A 15,491-nucleotide genomic window follows, 5' to 3' on the forward strand; every position below is an offset into this window, starting at 1 on the left:
AAAACTATGACAAATAAAACAGTAGCAGTCCTTGGACTAGGGTTGTTTGGAGCCTCTGTTGCAAAAACACTTGCACGTCATGATGTGGAAGTTATTGCAATGGATAAAAAAATGGAACGTGTAGATGAAGTTGCGATGCATGTTGAACATACAATTCAAGGTGATTTTACAAAACTAGAGCATCTAGAAGCAGCAGATATTGGTCAAGCTGATATTGCGGTAGTTGCCTCTGGTGAACGATTGGAAGAAGCCATTCTTTGTGTTCTAAACCTAAAAAAAATTGGTGTTCCTCAAGTTATCTGTAAAACAAAAAATAGAGATTATCACGATGTTCTAAAAAAAGTTGGTGCAGACCGTGTCTTATTACCTGAAGTTGAAATGGGTAAACGACTTGGGAATGAACTTGCACGTCACTCTGTAATTGATGCCTTGCGAATTGATGATCGATACAACTTAGTCGAAATTCATCCCCTTAAAGAATGGGAGAATAAATCAATTCAGGCATTAAATTTACGTCAAGAGTATGGCTTTAACATCGTTGCTCTCAAATGCTGCGTGAACAATGAATTTATTATTAATGTTTCACCAGACTATATTATTCGAGATGGTGACCTACTTTTCGTACTTGTTGAAGAAAAAGATTTAGATCGCTTCAATGACATGGAAGATAATAACTAAAAATAATAATTCAAGTAATGATAGTTAGCCTATCATTACTTTTTTATATCTGTAAAGGTTTGTGAACTGGACGAAAGTTACAGGATTTCGTAAAATAGAAACACATAAGTTCAAAGTAAGGGAGTGGTGATGATGGAACAAAAAACATTTCGACCAAGCGTTGCCAAAAGTTGTCTGATACCATTTGGAATTCTTAGTATCGCATTTCATGGACTCGTGATTCTTGGATTTAGTTTTTTAATAATGGGTGGAATGAAAATTGGTTGGTCTGATGTCGTACATTTTTTAGTCAGTGAGAAGATACTCCAATGGATTATTGTTCCCGTTACGATTGTGTATCTTTTACAGTGGGTATATGGAATCGTATATGCTCGAAAAGCATCCATTCAATGCGACCATGATCACGTACGCATAAACACGATTTACAGTAACTATGATATTGCGTATGCCGAGATTGACCATGTTCGGTTGACTGTGAGTGCTGCTGACCTTGGGACACGCTTATACGTTAAAGTAAAAGATAAGAAGCTATCAACTGTAATTCGTTTACGTCTATATACGACCTATGATGTGCAAAAATTGCGCGCTATTCTTGAAAGTGTTTAAATTAAAATATTCGTGAAGCTAAAATAAACCTTCACAAGCATGCAGCGATGCATAAAGACAAAGTAAAACCTGGTAACGACCAGGTTCTTTTTATAAGCAAATATCTTGCAACATATACCTATAGGGGTATAATGAAAATAGATACAGGAGGTCATGGTATGACAATACACATTACAAACAAAGATTTTGAAACACAAATTGCAGAAGGACTGACATTTATTGATTTTTGGGCAGAATGGTGCGGACCATGCCGTATGTTAGGTCCTGTAATTGATGAACTATCAACAGAATTCGAAGGTAAAATTAAAGTAGCAAAAGTTAATATTGATGAAAACCCGGAAATAGCACAAGAGTTTGGCATCATGTCGATTCCAACAATGATTCTTTTTGAAAATGGAAAACCAGTCGAACAAATCCAAGGATTCCAACCTAAAAAAGCATTACAAGAGTACTTAGAAAGTAAGGTCTAAAAATGAGAGTTGTTGTAGTTGGAGGCGTTGCCGGAGGAATGTCTTTCGCAACCCGTTTTCGAAGACTAAACGAAAATGCAGAAATTATTGTTTTAGATAAAGGACCCTATGTTTCATTTGCAAACTGTGGGCTACCATATCATATTGGTGGTGAAATTGAGGATCGTGATGATCTCATCGTCGTGTCACCAGAAACACTAAAAGCACGATTTCAGCTAGATATTCGTCCTAATCATGAAGTTGTGGCAATCCATCCAGACACTAAAACAGTAACGGTTGTGAATGATGAAGAAACGTTTGAACTAAGTTATGATAAATTACTTTTGTCACCAGGAGCGAAGCCGATTGTTCCACCAATTCCAGGGTTGACCGAGTCTAACAATGTTTTTTCGCTTCGTAATCTTCCTGACATGGATAAAATTGTGCGTCACATTGACAACAATGCGCCTCAAAAAGCAGTTGTAATTGGTGCTGGGTTTATTGGTTTAGAGATGGCTGAAGTATTAAAACATCGTGGATTGGATGTCACAATTGTCGAAATGGCGCCGCAAATTCTTGCGCCTTTAGATACAGAAATGGCTCAATTTGTGCGTGATGAACTCGAAGCCAATGGGATTCAAGTACTTGTCGGTAAGGGTGCTCAGGAATTCAAGAATAAAGGCCAAACGATTATTTTATCAGATGGTGACGAAATTGAGTCTGATTTAACGATTTTGTCAATTGGTGTTATGCCAGATACAGCGATTGCTCAAGAAGCAGGTATTGAAACTGGTTTTAAAGGAGGCATTCGAATTGATGAGTTCTTCAGAACAAATGTTCAGGATATCTACGCTGTAGGTGATGCAGTATTAGTTAAACATATGATTACTCAAGAAGAGACGCTTATTTCACTTGCGTCACCGGCAAATCGTCAAGGGCGACAAGCTGCGGATGCGATGTCGGGGCTTCCACGTAAACATCGTGGTTCGTTAGGTACTTCGATTCTTCGTGCTTTCTCGATTGGTGCTGGAAGTACGGGTCTCAATGAACGCCAACTTCAAACGTTAGGGTATCCATATGAATCTGTTCATATTACAGGGAAAAACCATGCAGGATACTTCCCCAATGCAACTGCGATTAACCTTAAATTAATCTTTAACCCACAGACCGGTGCAATCTATGGCGCACAGGCTATAGGTGAAGACGGAGTTGATAAACGAATTGATGTTATTGCTACTGCGATTAAAGGTGGTATGACCGTTGAAGATCTTCCAGAATTAGAGTTAACATATGCACCGCCATTTGGTACTGCAAAAGATGTTGTAAACATTGCTGGTTATGCGGCTCTAAACATTGTTGAAGGATATTCAGAAGCGATTCAATGGGATGAAGTCGACCAGTATCGTAATCAAGGAGCATACCTTCTAGATGTTCGAGATGCTATGGAAGTGAAAGAGGCGGGGGCACTTGACGGGTTTCATAATATTCCGTTAAACTATCTTCGCTGCCGCTTGCATGAAATTCCTGAAGATGCTGAGGTTATCGTTGCATGCCATAGTGGTCAACGTAGTTATTCAGCAATGCGTGTTTTAAAACAAGCGGGGTATAAAGCGAAGAATCTTGATGGTGCGTTTAAGTATCAGGCGCTGATGCACCCAGAATCCGTTTCTAAGGAGTGATAACGATGAAATGTGATAAGAACCTATTAAATCGTCTTAGTCGCGCAGAAGGGCAACTAAGGGGTATTACGAAGATGATGGAAGAAGGACGTCCTTGTGAAGATGTTTTAACACAGCTTACAGCCGTTCGTTCCAGTATTGATCGTTTGATGCGCTTAGTTGCGATTCAAAATCTCATGGAACATGTGGATGTGACGGATCAAACAAAAGTTGAATCTGCGGTCAATCTTCTTACTAAAGTTTAATACGTAAAAAAGACATCCACGTGGATGTCTTTTGTTTATGCTTTGAGTGTTTGAGCAAAATCAGTAATGAGCGGGTAAACGTTCATTTCTTCAATGAGAGATACAGCGTTTTGAAGTGCTTTATCGTTGTGATTTAGCGCTGCGTTAACTGCATCTACATAATCAATGATTTGTTTATTGAGGCCATTGACCTTACCAAGAGGTGTAATTGCATCGACAAACTGTTTGTCATGCGTCAACGCACTTAAGTGTGCGAGGTACAATAACTTAAAACGCCCATTATCGTGCAGTCTTCCACCCATGACGCCTTCAAGATAATTCTGAATATCATGATTATTTGAACCGGTCAGCAACATTGATAGAGCTGTTGCATAATAGAAATCTGTAGAAATAAATGATTGTCTTAAAGCACTTGGAAAATTAGCGATGACATACTGAAAGACTTCACGTGCCTTGTCAGCATCCTTTTCTTCAAACAGGACATGGTATAGTTTTTCCCGATCCATTTCGGCTGCGAGTAAGTTAAAAACGATTGTGGCAGCAGCTAAGAAAAAAGCAAAGATTACGGTAATAATTGAGACAGAACCAGGTTGTCCGACATTATAGATTAAATATAAGAATCCAAGAATAATCACAACAAGTGATATGAGTAACCGTTTCTTAATTGTTTTGATAAAGTTTTGAGCGATGTGTTCAGGTGTAGTATCCATAACGACCTCCAATATTAATTTAATTATAACACAGAGAACCACAAAAAAAGAGCCGAAGCTCTTTATAATGATTCCTTAAATGCACGCCAACTTCCTTCTGGAAGGTAGATTGCCTCTTTTTCAAACTGTGTGTCCAAATGCTTACTTGTATAGACGTAAACATCCAGGACGGTTGTGGATCCATCTGCCAATGTAATGGTTTTAGGAATCCGTGAATACTCATCATCTGCTTGATGATTATAGCCCTCCATCTTATCAATGGCTGGAAGAATTGCAGCTAAGTCTTTGACATGAATAACTTCACCATGAACGGTATCGTCACCATCTAAGATTGCTGGATAGCCTTTATAAGGCATATCGTAAAGTTTTCCTTGAACTGTAGCAGGTTGAATGTCCAACACATGACCACGTAAATACTTTTCGTAGTTATGGAAGTTCTTCATGAGTGATCCATAAACAAACATGACATCAGACATTATGAAATTGCGCCACCTTGGACTTTAATGTCTTCTGCAGTTGTAACGGTTGTTGCAATTGCAATCTCCAATCCTTTAGAGATTTGTTCGATTGAAAGAGCTGGTGCTGTTGGTTTATCAACAACTTGTTGTGTTGCGAATGGAACATGAATAAATCCTCCGCGCACATTTGGGAATTTCGTTTGAATTAAATATAAAAGGCCATACATTAAGTGGTTACATACAAAGGTTCCTGCTGTATTTGAAACACTTGCAGGTAATCCTGCCTTTTTAATGTTGTCAACAATTGCTTTAATTGGTAACGATGCGAAGTATGCCGGTGCACCATCTTCACGAATCGCTTCGTCAATAGGTTGGTTTCCTTCATTATCTTTAATTCGCGCATCATCTTCGTTTATTGCGACGCGTTCTGGTGTAATGCCGAAGCGACCACCAGCTTGTCCAACCGTAATAACATAATCAGGTTGGTGTTCTGTAATTGCTGCTTCTAAAACATCAATTGATTTCCCAAAAACTGTAGGTACTTCTAGTTTAATAACCTCGGCACCTTCAATTGTATCGGGTAATAATTTAACTGCTTCATATGCAGGGTTCATGGCTTCTCCGCCAAATGGATCAAATCCAGTAATAAGTACTTTCATTGGTTTACCTCCTCTAGAATGCTAAGAAATACATAAGGAAAATATGTACTACCAATAGTATTATAGCAAATGGTGCTTGGAACTTGATAACAGAATACTCATTTTTTGTTTCTAACAGTGTTGCGGAAAGAATATTAAAGTTTGCTGCCATTGGAGTTAAGAGTGTTCCACAGAACCCAGCAGTCATGGCAATTGCACTTGCGATGATTGGATCACCACCAGCTGCAAAGACGAAAGGAATTCCAATTCCAGCAGTAATAACTGTAAATGCTGCGAAAGCATTTCCCATAATCATTGTGAAGAGGGCCATCCCAACACAATATGCAATGACGCCTAAAAATGCATTTCCTTGTGGAATGACACCACCAAGAAGTGTTCCGATTAAATCCCCAACACCTGCTGATGTAAAGACAACACCAAGGGCACCTAAGAGTTGAGGAAGGATTGCTGTTGAACCCATGGTACGCATTAAGCGTGTTCCATCAGCTGCGGCAGTCTTAATTGGTGCTTTTGTTATAATGAAGACTGTTGCCAACCCGATGGCTGCTGAAAGACCAATCGCGATATAGCCAAGGTTACCAGCGGATACTGTACTTGGTGCAATCATCGGTAATAATGTTGACAGTGCAAAGGCGCCAACAGCAATCATTACGGATGGTAAGAAAATTAAAGTACCAATACGTCCAGATTGTTCATCACGAAATGATTGAGCAATTTGTTCGATATCTCCAACATTTACAGATTTTGTAATTGAGAAGACACCAAGTGATAAGACAAGAATTCCATTGATTGCATTTGGAATTTTAGGTCCAAAAATAAAGAGAACAGCTAAGATAGTCCAGAAACTAAATGCACCGTAACGACGAACATCATCTGTTGAACGGTATACGTTAATTGCTGTAGCGAAGAGTATAAACCCAATAAGGATATACCACATTTCTAAAAAGAGTGCCCAAAAATCCATTATTTCTTACCTCCTGATTTAATTTTACGATCAAGGAGCGCCATTTGAACACCACCAAGTAAAATTGCGCTTATGAAGACTGGCATGGACCATGCTGAAATTCCAGCATTGGATACGCCGTGAATACCTGCATCTGTAAGGGTCGAAACAATTAAGTTAACACCACTACTTGCAGGGAATAAGTTTTGCCCGAAGAAATTACCATAGTTTTCTGCTGCGGCTGCTGCACCTTTAACGGTGTCTGCTTCCACATCATTGAGCGGTACGCCACCCCGATCGGCGATTGCTGCCCCTTCTGCCATTGGATGAATTAATGGACGTATGAACTGTGGATGCCCTCCTAAACGTAACGATAAGGCTGCGGCTGTTTGACGAATAACTTGGTATAACCAAATAACACGTCCAGCGGTTAGTGCGCTCATGCGTTGGATTAGAGCAACTGCTTGCTCACGTAATCCGTATCGCTCACTCATACCGACAACAGGTAAGGTGAGAATGAAAATACTCATACCGCGGTTTCTCACAAATTGAGAACCAAGCGTCTCGAGAATTTCCATAAAATTCATGCCACCAATTAATGCAGTTACGACTGCAGCGACAAGAACGACTGCAATTGAATCAAGCTTCATTGCGAAACCGACAATAATAATACCGATTCCAACAAGGAGCCATAAATTAACATCTGCCATGCTTTTTCTCCTTTATATTCTATTTATCATTGGTTAATTATATCTAGTATTTGGGTTTCTTACAACCGGATTATGTAAGATTATGTTATTCTATGAAATAATTTATGAAAAAGTCTGAAACAAATACTAAAAGAATAACGGTTCCTATATATTCCTTAACATTATTATATAGAATTCATATATGAGAGAATGTGAAGAGACTTTCAAAGAAAAACTTGACCAAAAATACATCAAACATTACATATCGGCTGAATTATGCTAAAATAAGAAGTAGTGATTAGAGAAAGAGGTGTTTATTATTAACGAAGAAAAATTGACTCAGGTCGAAGACAAAGAAGAAGAAACAAAACAACCAAGTTACTCACGCAATGATTTTGGTTGGGAAAGTCTTGCTTCTGTAGAAGAGTCACGCCAAAACCAATTGATTTCCGAAGTTTACAGTATTATGAATACAGGTGACGATGAGAAACTGGAATTCATTAAGCGTGAATGGGATTCGCTATCAGAGGAAGGCATTGATGCTGCCCTTGAAACGCGCTTCACCCAAGCAATTCATCGTTACGAAACGCGCCAAGAGCGTCTTGAAGAAGCTCAATCTATCAAACATGAACTGATTGAAAAAGCTGATAAGGTCAAAGATTCAACAGACTGGAACAAGACTTCCACTTATTTACAGGAGTTGCAAAACGAATGGAAAGAAGCTGGATTTGCGGGGCAAGATATTGATCAGGATTTATGGGAGAAATTCCGTGCTATCAATGACCATTTCTTCGATAAGCGCAGTAAACATTACGATCAACTTACAGAAGATCGTAAAGATACTCGTGCATTGAAAGAACAATTAATCGTTGAAGCAGAAGCATTAAAAGATTCAACAGACTGGAAGAAAACATCCACAGATATGCGTAACTTGATGACACGTTGGAAACAAGCAGGATTTGCTGGACGTGAATTCGAAGATGAACTCTGGGAACGTTTCAATACTGCTCGTCAGTATTTCTACCAACAACAACGCGTCTTCTTTGACGAAATGCGTGAAACACAAGGTGAAGCTCGCAAAGCCAAAGAAGCTATCATTACACGTGCAGAAGCATTGGTACAGTCGTTCCATGATGCAACACAACGTTCCGAAATGGAAGCAATGTTTGAAGAGTGGAAACAAGCAGGTCACAGTGGTCGTGAATTTGAAGAGAAGTTGTGGAACGAATTCCGCGCAATTCAAGATGATTTCTACGATCGCTTCAAAAACCGTGAACAAAACCGTCGTGAAGCAACAATAGCGGATGCAGAAAATCAAATCGAAGATCTAGATGCACGTATCTCGGCACTTGAAAGTATCAATGACAAAATTGAAGCAAAACTTTCAAGTCTTGAAGGTCAACTTGCAAGTAATGACTCCGATGCAATTCGTGAAGAAGTTGTTGCATTAAAACAAACACTTGCCGATAACAATCAAAAACTCGACGAGTACACACAAGAATACAATAAGTTAGACAGCCAACTTAACCGCTTCTAATCTTAAAAACATAAAGGGTATATTTCCGCGGAAATATACCCTTTTAGTATGAAAGTGTGGTTTAATAATTGCAGAGGTGACCTATGAAGAAAATTCTTAAAATGGTTTTACTATATCTTGTACTTATTGGGCTTGGTTTGTACGGTGGCTTAATGATTGGTTATCTTGCCGCTGAAGCCAATTTTTCAATTTGGCTTTTATTAGGCGTTGGCGTTATTACTGTGATAATCAGCGTCTTGATTCATATTCTCATTCATGAGTTGGGTCATCTAGTGTTTGGTAAGCTCAGTGGCTATGACTTCGTGTCGTATCGTGTCGGAAGCCATATGCTCCAAAAGTCAAAGGGCGTTTACAGCTACAAACGCTATCAAATTCCGGGAACTGGTGGTCAGTGTTTAATGAGTCCATCTGGACTTCCAGAAACATATCCGTATGCAATGTATAACTGGGGTGGTGTTATCTTTAATGGTTTTGCGAGCTTTATCGCCCTACTTATTTTCCTTAGTTTCTCAAGTCTAATGGTGAAGTATGTCGCAACTATATTTATCATTATGGGACTATTTCTAGCGATTATGAATAGTGTTCCAATGAAGAATGGTACATCTGATGGTAGCAATTTGGCAGCCATAAAAGCGAATCCCAAAGCGCGCGAGGCATTGTGGTACGTGCTCAAGCAAAATGAGCTATTTGTTGCAGGTGAAACACTCAATACAATTGACAAACGATTCGTGCCTTTGTTTGATAAACAAGATGTGAAAGATGGCTTAACGATGAATGCATATGTGAATGCAGTGTTTGCATCGGCACGCAATCTAACGCCACTTCAAAAGTTAGCGTATTATGATGATTTGGTAACTGATGATCTTCCGTATATACCTGTACTCAAAGGTGCAATTGACTTGGAGTATCACACACAACAAATGCTCGCTACGGATACGATACCAACTGCAAGTCGAGAATTGGAAATTATCTTAAAAGGGATGAAGCATACACCTGAAGTCATTGTTTATCAGTATCTAAAAGTAAGAGGTACTGAAGCGGCGCGATCACAGGCACTTGCGACCTTAAAAAGGATGCGTAAGACATACCCTTATGCTGGAAATGTAACGGAAGCGGAAATACTGATTCAAAATTATTAAAAAACCCCAAGTTGCTTTGCAACTGGGGTTCTTTTTATGAAGCGGCTTGAACAGGTTCTTCGATTGCGCCTTCTCGTGTTGCCACGATTACGGTTGCTGTTGCTGATCCTGTAACGTTTGCCATTGTACGTGCCATATCGACAATAGCCGAAATAGGTGACAAGACAAAGATAATCTCAATAGGTAGTCCAGCAGCTGTTAGTACGGCAGTTGCTGCGATTGTTGCAGTTCCAGGAACTCCGGCTGTTCCCAAACCAACAACAACTGTATAAACAATTAATAATAAGTATTGTTGTGTAGTGAATGGAATGCCTAAAGCGTTAATACTAAATACGGCGAGTAAAACTGGCCACATTCCAGTACATGCTGGCATACCGACATTGGCTCCCAGTCCGGCAACAAATCCTGCGATATCATCTTTGACACCAAGTTTGGTTGTGACTTGTTCGATGACGACTGGAACCGTTCCAATACTGCTTTGTGATGTAAAGGCAACCACTTGAGCAGGCCAAATTGCTTTAAAGAAACGAATTGGATTCATTTTTGCGAATACACTAATTAATGTACCGTGAACAACAAAGGCTTGGAAGAAACTAATCGCATAGGCAATCACAATAATCATTGCAAATGATGCAAGGTCTTTTCCACCATCACGTGTGGGAACGTTCGCAATATAAGCAACAACAGCGAATGGTGTTAGTGCGATAATTGATTTAACAACGCGATATGTAAGTTTGTTAGCAGATTCAAAGAATTGAATCATTGGACTTGCGCCCTCAGGATCTTTGGTATTAAATTTGACCAAAGCCACACCGACCATTACCGAGAAAATAATAATCGGAATGATTTGATTCTTTGCAACATGATTGACCAAGTTACTTGGGAAAAACCCAACAATTGTATCTATAAAAGTTGGAACTTCACGAGCAACATAATCTGTTGGCAATGAAATGGTAAACCCAGAACCAAGTTTGAGGCTCGTAGCAACAATTAATGTAATTGTACTTGCAATCAATGTATTAAGCAGTAACCAAAATACTGATCGGAAACCGAGTGTTTTAAGACGGGTAATACTGTTAAGTGACGCGATACTTGAAATGATGCTGAAGAATAGTAGTGGCGCCACAATTGCATAAATTAATTGTGTAAAGATTGTTCCAAAGGGTGTGACGTATTGTGTATTCCCTTGAAATACAAATCCAATCACCAATCCAAAGCCCATCGCAATAATCGTGCGAAGCCCGAAATTCACACGTTTCTTACGCAAATGTTGAAGAAATGCAAACACCACGAGCGTCGTCGCGAATGCAATCCATGGTAAGTATGTAGACATAATAAAATTCTCTCCTCCTTATAAAAAAAGATGTCGTATGACATCTCAAGAATTCTCTTATCTGTGCAAGAGATTAAATGTGCCATGCAAAAAATTACACTTTCGTGTTCCCGTTATAGTTTGAAAATGTACAGCAGCATAGAATTTCCATTTTGATCCCCTTTATGCGTAAAACATATTAAACATATATGTGATACATGTTTCGTTGTAATCATATAGAATGTATCGAAAGTTGTCAACACATTTACTCTTCAAAACGAAGTTTGCTATAATAGCCACAATAAGGAGAACTTGTATGAAACAAATTATTGTAATTGGAGGCGGTCCATCAGGAATGATGGCAGCAATATCATCTAAAGAACATTGGCCAGAAGCAAATGTAATTTTACTTGAGCGTAATGAACGTTTGGGAAAAAAATTACGGTTGACAGGCGGCGGCCGATGCAACGTTACGGCAGATGTCGATATTCAAGAAGTAATAAAATATGTCCCGAAAAATGGAAAATTCTTAAATAGTGCACTCACCAACTTTAATCCCCAAGACATTCAAGCTTTTTTTGAAGCGAACGGGTGCCCATTAAAAAAGGAAGATCACGAACGGATGTTTCCTGCATCGAACAAATCACACTCAATCGTTGATGCTTTACAATCACGATTAGAAGCATTGGGGGTAGATATTCGACTGCACAGTTATGTAGAAAGCCTTGACTCTCATGCACGTATTGTAACTGTGAATGGTAAAGATGTCCCCTATGATGCTCTCATCTTAGCAACGGGAAGTCGTTCTTTATCTGGTACAGGTTCAGATGGAAATGGCTATGTCCTTGCATCCTCATTTGGTCATACGATTACAGAATTGTTGCCGGCCGAGGTACCGCTCGTTTCAAATGATGTCTTCATCCAAGAAAAAGCACTTCAAGGCTTATCCTTTCACGATGTTGTTTTAAACGTTCATCAAGGCAAAAAGATTAAGAAAGCAATTACTCATGATTTACTCTTTACACATTTTGGTTTATCAGGGCCAGCAGCCCTTCGGGGAAGTTTTTATGTACAGCAAGTCCTTGAAAAAGAGACACCTGTACGGCTGACGATTGATTTTTTGAAAGATGTGAGTATCGATACACTAATGCAAGCAGAAGATATTGAAGCGTATGCGCTTGAATCGGGCGTACCCAAACGACTGTTAGCGTTTATCAAAGAGCAAGCAAGTAACAAAAATATGATAATCGACTATCTTAAACGTTTCCCAATGACTACGTACGAAACTCGAGGTTTCTCTCATGCTTTCGTAACAAACGGCGGCATATCATTAAAAGAAATCAATCCAAAAACACTAAAATCAAAACTAGATCCGCATATCTCATGTATTGGTGAGTTGCTAGATTATAATGCGTTCACTGGTGGATTCAATATTACGTCTGCCTTTGCTACAGGATTTACCGCAGGTAAATATGCATTAGACATCGAAGCATAGTTTCACGAACATTTCGCAAGGACTGCATTGGGTTATGGTATAGTTTTAACACTGAAAAAAGGAGAGCATTATGTTTGGACGACACAGTGGTCCAGGTTGGATTCCAACCGGAATCCTCATCTATATACCACTTTACCTTATCGTGTATTTTACGATTTTACGTCGCAAAAATACGTCTCAAAAAATAACTGGTTCGATACTACTGCTTTATGTCTTACTTGTGTTTGATGTTACGCAGTTTCCATTTCCATGGGGTAAAGAAGCACAACTCCATGTACTTGAAGCGCACCGTTTCCGCTACAATCTGAAGCCTTTGAACAATTTGTATTGGAACTTGTGGGTTGATTTTCAACCACGCTACCTTCTCGAAAATTTTTTGAACGTTGCTATTTTTGTGCCCATTGGCTTTCTCATGGGACGTTATCTTAAAGATCAAAATAAACCTTTCATAAAAACGATGGGATTTGTCATCGCATTTACGTTAACGATTGAGCTACTTCAATTAGCGGGAATGTATTATGGCTTTAATGTTCGCATCTTCGATGTTGATGATCTCATCATGAATACGCTTGGTGGACTAATTGGTTATGGTCTATGGATTCTTGTGGTGCGTAGCCGAAAGTTGACCAAAGAAAAATAAAAAAATGTTGGAGATTAAATCCAACATTTTTTATGCTTTGCGTGATTGGTAAAGTTTAATAACAATTAAGATTGCAATCGCAATCGCAGCAGATGTGATAATCAATGATTGCCATGAACCAAATACGCTAATTGCAATATAGTTCATAATCAAGATTACAAGTGCAAGAACTCCTGTAATAATATAAAACTGCTTGGGTGTTGTTTTAAATACTTTTTCGATAAATTTTGTTTTCGCATCTAAGTAATACGCCCCCACAAAGAATAAAATTGCGACAACAAGCATAATCAAATTCACTTGGAAAAATTCCATAATAAGCCCCTCCTATTAAGGACATTATAGCGAAGTCGGAAAGCACTTTCCATACAAATAATTTAAAAATGTTCGCGACGCAATAAAAACTGTGGAAAACTTCTCAAGGCTGGTCCAAACATGGTAGGATAGTATTAGAAAATAGTGGGAGGGACTATGAAAAAAATATTGATCAGTGCATTAATTGCACTCTTAGTTTTAACGGGCTGTACGACAAAACCTAAGAATGTTGACGGTACGGATACGCCCAATGCAGAATTCACAACATACCTAGATGAACTCTTGCCGGAGTTTATAGATCCAGAGGACTTTTCAATCAATCTAATGTTTGAAAATCCAGCAACATACGGCATCGAAAGTAAAGATTACAAAATGGATTTTGTAAGTGAAGAAGACTATAAGGAAGCAGCAAAAACATCCAAAGAAGTATTGGATGAAGTGAAGGGCTTTGATGATGCAACGCTATCACCACAGCAACAACTTGATAAAAAAGTAATTGTTCAACATCTTGAAGATATTGTTGCGTTACAAGACTATTACGATTTCAGTGTCGGATCGTCTGTCCTTGGCTACAGTCGTAACTTGATGGGTTCATTCCCGGCATATCTTGAAATTTACGAATTTAGAACAGAACAAGATTTAAAAGGATACTTTACATTGTTGGAATCGTTGCCAGAAACGATTTCAAAATATATTCAGTTGGAAAGAGACCGACAAACACGTTCAACAGGATTTACTCAGTATGAATTAACTGAAATGGCTCGAGTAAGTGATGTGACGGCTCAGCAAATTGCACAACCAGACTACTACTTAATTGCATATATGAATGAGAAAATTGATGGTGCTACATTCTTAGATGCGTCGCAAAAAGAAACTGCAAAGGCAAGAAGTCAGGCTTTAATTTCCAAGCAACTTTATGAAAGTTACCAAATGATGGCAACGGAACTAGGGGCCATCCAAGTTACAGATACAACATTAGCGGGAATGAGCACGCGTCCCAATGGTAAGGCATTCTACGAAGAACTCTTACAACAAGAGACTGGAAAACGATCGACCGTTAAAGAAATTTTACGTTTTACCGAAAAATCGCAACAAGCAGCTGTTGAAACCTTATATTTATCAAATGAGTATACAACTGAAGAACGTGATCGTTATATGGAACTCATGATGGCTGAATCGTTTGGAAATTATGAAAATGGTGAAGCCCTTTTAGAAGATATTCATGCATCGTTTGGGGAAGATTTCCCTATGATCCCAATGCCATTCTATGAACTGCGTAAGGTGCATCCTTCGATTTCTGAATCGTCAGCCCCTGCGTTTTACTTCTCACCACCAGTTGACTACACTGGAGAAGAGGCACAGGTTATCTATATTAACGGAGAGTTTGATAACAGTCTCTACACAACATATGCTCATGAAGGGATTCCAGGGCACATGTATCAATTCAGTTACTTCAAGACATTGAAAGACATGCATCCAATTCGATCACTAATTTCGCCATCAAATAGCGCTGAGGGTTGGGCTAATTATGCTGAAAAACTCGCAGTAAAATATGTACATGATGAAAAATTCGAAGAGTTTTACAATGCCTACATGACACTAATTGAAACAATACATATTCGAGCAGACATTGGCGTTCATTACGAAGGTTGGACTATGGAACAATTTGGTACATACATGTCTGATTTCTTCACGTTAGATGAAGCAGGGTTAGAGTCATTCTATTACCAAATAATCCAAACACCTGCAGTTTACCCAACATATTATTTAAGCAATCTTTATATTAGAGATCTTAAGAAGACAACGAAAGATGCCTTAGGTTCACAGTATTCCGAAGTTGAATTCCACAAAGTGTTGCTTGATAGTGGTGCTGCTTCCATGGATATCATGGAACAACAAATGCAAGCATATATTAAAACAAAGAAAAAGTGAGATAATAC

The 15,491-nt window shown here is 38.9% G+C and carries 17 protein-coding genes; 10 read left to right on the plus strand and 7 right to left on the minus strand.

The window, feature by feature from the left end; translation table 11 throughout:
• The first annotated feature begins 6 nt into the window (after positions 1-6).
• The 5 genes from G7061_RS03265 to G7061_RS03285 all read left to right on the plus strand — a co-directional run bounded on the left by G7061_RS03265 (position 7) and on the right by G7061_RS03285 (position 3,657).
• Complete coding sequence (locus tag G7061_RS03265) at positions 7-678, plus strand: TrkA family potassium uptake protein (protein ID WP_159640764.1); 672 nt, start codon at positions 7-9, stop codon at positions 676-678.
• Between the two features lie 129 nt (positions 679-807).
• Positions 808-1,284, plus strand: a complete 477-nt coding sequence (locus G7061_RS03270) for a hypothetical protein (RefSeq protein ID WP_166118914.1) — start codon at positions 808-810, stop codon at positions 1,282-1,284.
• A 158-nt stretch (positions 1,285-1,442) separates the two neighbouring features.
• Positions 1,443-1,754 (plus strand): thioredoxin, encoded by a 312-nt coding sequence (gene trxA / locus G7061_RS03275; protein WP_159635494.1) that lies wholly within the window; start codon positions 1,443-1,445, stop codon positions 1,752-1,754.
• Positions 1,755-1,756: 2 nt separating this feature from the next.
• The gene (locus G7061_RS03280) at positions 1,757-3,412 is read left to right on the plus strand and encodes an FAD-dependent oxidoreductase (RefSeq protein WP_166118922.1); all 1,656 of its coding nucleotides are present in this window, start codon (positions 1,757-1,759) and stop codon (positions 3,410-3,412) included.
• Positions 3,413-3,417: 5 nt separating this feature from the next.
• Positions 3,418-3,657: a metal-sensing transcriptional repressor gene (locus G7061_RS03285; protein WP_159635488.1), complete on the plus strand. Its 240-nt coding sequence runs from the start codon at positions 3,418-3,420 to the stop codon at positions 3,655-3,657.
• A 35-nt stretch (positions 3,658-3,692) separates the two neighbouring features.
• Here G7061_RS03285 and G7061_RS03290 read toward each other — a convergent pair whose 3' ends face one another.
• From G7061_RS03290 to G7061_RS03310, 5 genes are all read right to left on the minus strand, one after another.
• Entirely contained in the window at positions 3,693-4,367 is a 675-nt protein-coding gene (locus G7061_RS03290) for a hypothetical protein (protein WP_159635485.1), read from the minus strand.
• A gap of 62 nt (positions 4,368-4,429) precedes the next feature.
• Positions 4,430-4,843 (minus strand): gamma-glutamylcyclotransferase, encoded by a 414-nt coding sequence (locus G7061_RS03295; protein ID WP_159635482.1) that lies wholly within the window; start codon positions 4,841-4,843, stop codon positions 4,430-4,432.
• The gene (gene pcp / locus G7061_RS03300; protein ID WP_159635479.1) at positions 4,843-5,484 is read right to left on the minus strand and encodes a pyroglutamyl-peptidase I; all 642 of its coding nucleotides are present in this window, start codon (positions 5,482-5,484) and stop codon (positions 4,843-4,845) included. The genes G7061_RS03295 and pcp overlap by 1 nt, the downstream gene beginning before the upstream one ends.
• A 13-nt stretch (positions 5,485-5,497) precedes the next feature.
• Complete coding sequence (locus tag G7061_RS03305; protein ID WP_159645811.1) at positions 5,498-6,448, minus strand: DUF979 domain-containing protein; 951 nt, start codon at positions 6,446-6,448, stop codon at positions 5,498-5,500.
• The gene (locus G7061_RS03310; RefSeq protein ID WP_159635473.1) at positions 6,448-7,137 is read right to left on the minus strand and encodes a DUF969 domain-containing protein; all 690 of its coding nucleotides are present in this window, start codon (positions 7,135-7,137) and stop codon (positions 6,448-6,450) included. Before G7061_RS03310 ends, G7061_RS03305 begins: the two co-directional genes overlap by 1 nt.
• A gap of 289 nt (positions 7,138-7,426) precedes the next feature.
• Between G7061_RS03310 and G7061_RS03315 the strand changes: the two genes are divergently transcribed.
• On the plus strand, positions 7,427-8,653 hold the full coding sequence (locus tag G7061_RS03315) for a DUF349 domain-containing protein (RefSeq protein ID WP_159645808.1): 1,227 nt from the start codon (positions 7,427-7,429) through the stop codon (positions 8,651-8,653).
• An 83-nt stretch (positions 8,654-8,736) separates the two neighbouring features.
• Entirely contained in the window at positions 8,737-9,792 is a 1,056-nt protein-coding gene (locus G7061_RS03320; protein ID WP_166118931.1) for a hypothetical protein, read from the plus strand.
• A gap of 34 nt (positions 9,793-9,826) precedes the next feature.
• Here the strand turns inward: G7061_RS03320 and G7061_RS03325 are convergent, their stop codons facing one another.
• Positions 9,827-11,125 (minus strand): dicarboxylate/amino acid:cation symporter, encoded by a 1,299-nt coding sequence (locus G7061_RS03325; protein ID WP_159635464.1) that lies wholly within the window; start codon positions 11,123-11,125, stop codon positions 9,827-9,829.
• A gap of 295 nt (positions 11,126-11,420) precedes the next feature.
• On the opposite strand from G7061_RS03325, the gene G7061_RS03330 reads away from it, so the two are divergent.
• Entirely contained in the window at positions 11,421-12,599 is a 1,179-nt protein-coding gene (locus tag G7061_RS03330) for an NAD(P)/FAD-dependent oxidoreductase (RefSeq protein WP_166118934.1), read from the plus strand.
• A gap of 70 nt (positions 12,600-12,669) precedes the next feature.
• Positions 12,670-13,239, plus strand: coding sequence for a VanZ family protein (locus G7061_RS03335; protein ID WP_159640743.1), 570 nt, complete (start codon positions 12,670-12,672; stop codon positions 13,237-13,239).
• Positions 13,240-13,269: 30 nt separating this feature from the next.
• Here the strand turns inward: G7061_RS03335 and G7061_RS03340 are convergent, their stop codons facing one another.
• On the minus strand, positions 13,270-13,551 hold the full coding sequence (locus G7061_RS03340; RefSeq protein WP_159635455.1) for a hypothetical protein: 282 nt from the start codon (positions 13,549-13,551) through the stop codon (positions 13,270-13,272).
• A gap of 156 nt (positions 13,552-13,707) precedes the next feature.
• Here G7061_RS03340 and G7061_RS03345 point away from each other — a divergent pair, with 156 nt between their 5' ends.
• Positions 13,708-15,483: a DUF885 domain-containing protein gene (locus G7061_RS03345; RefSeq protein WP_166118939.1), complete on the plus strand. Its 1,776-nt coding sequence runs from the start codon at positions 13,708-13,710 to the stop codon at positions 15,481-15,483.
• The last annotated feature ends 8 nt before the right edge of the window (positions 15,484-15,491 follow it).

The sequence above is a fragment of the Erysipelothrix sp. HDW6B genome, from assembly GCF_011301115.1.
Classification (GTDB): domain Bacteria; phylum Bacillota_I; class Bacilli_A; order Erysipelotrichales; family Erysipelotrichaceae; genus Erysipelothrix; species Erysipelothrix anatis.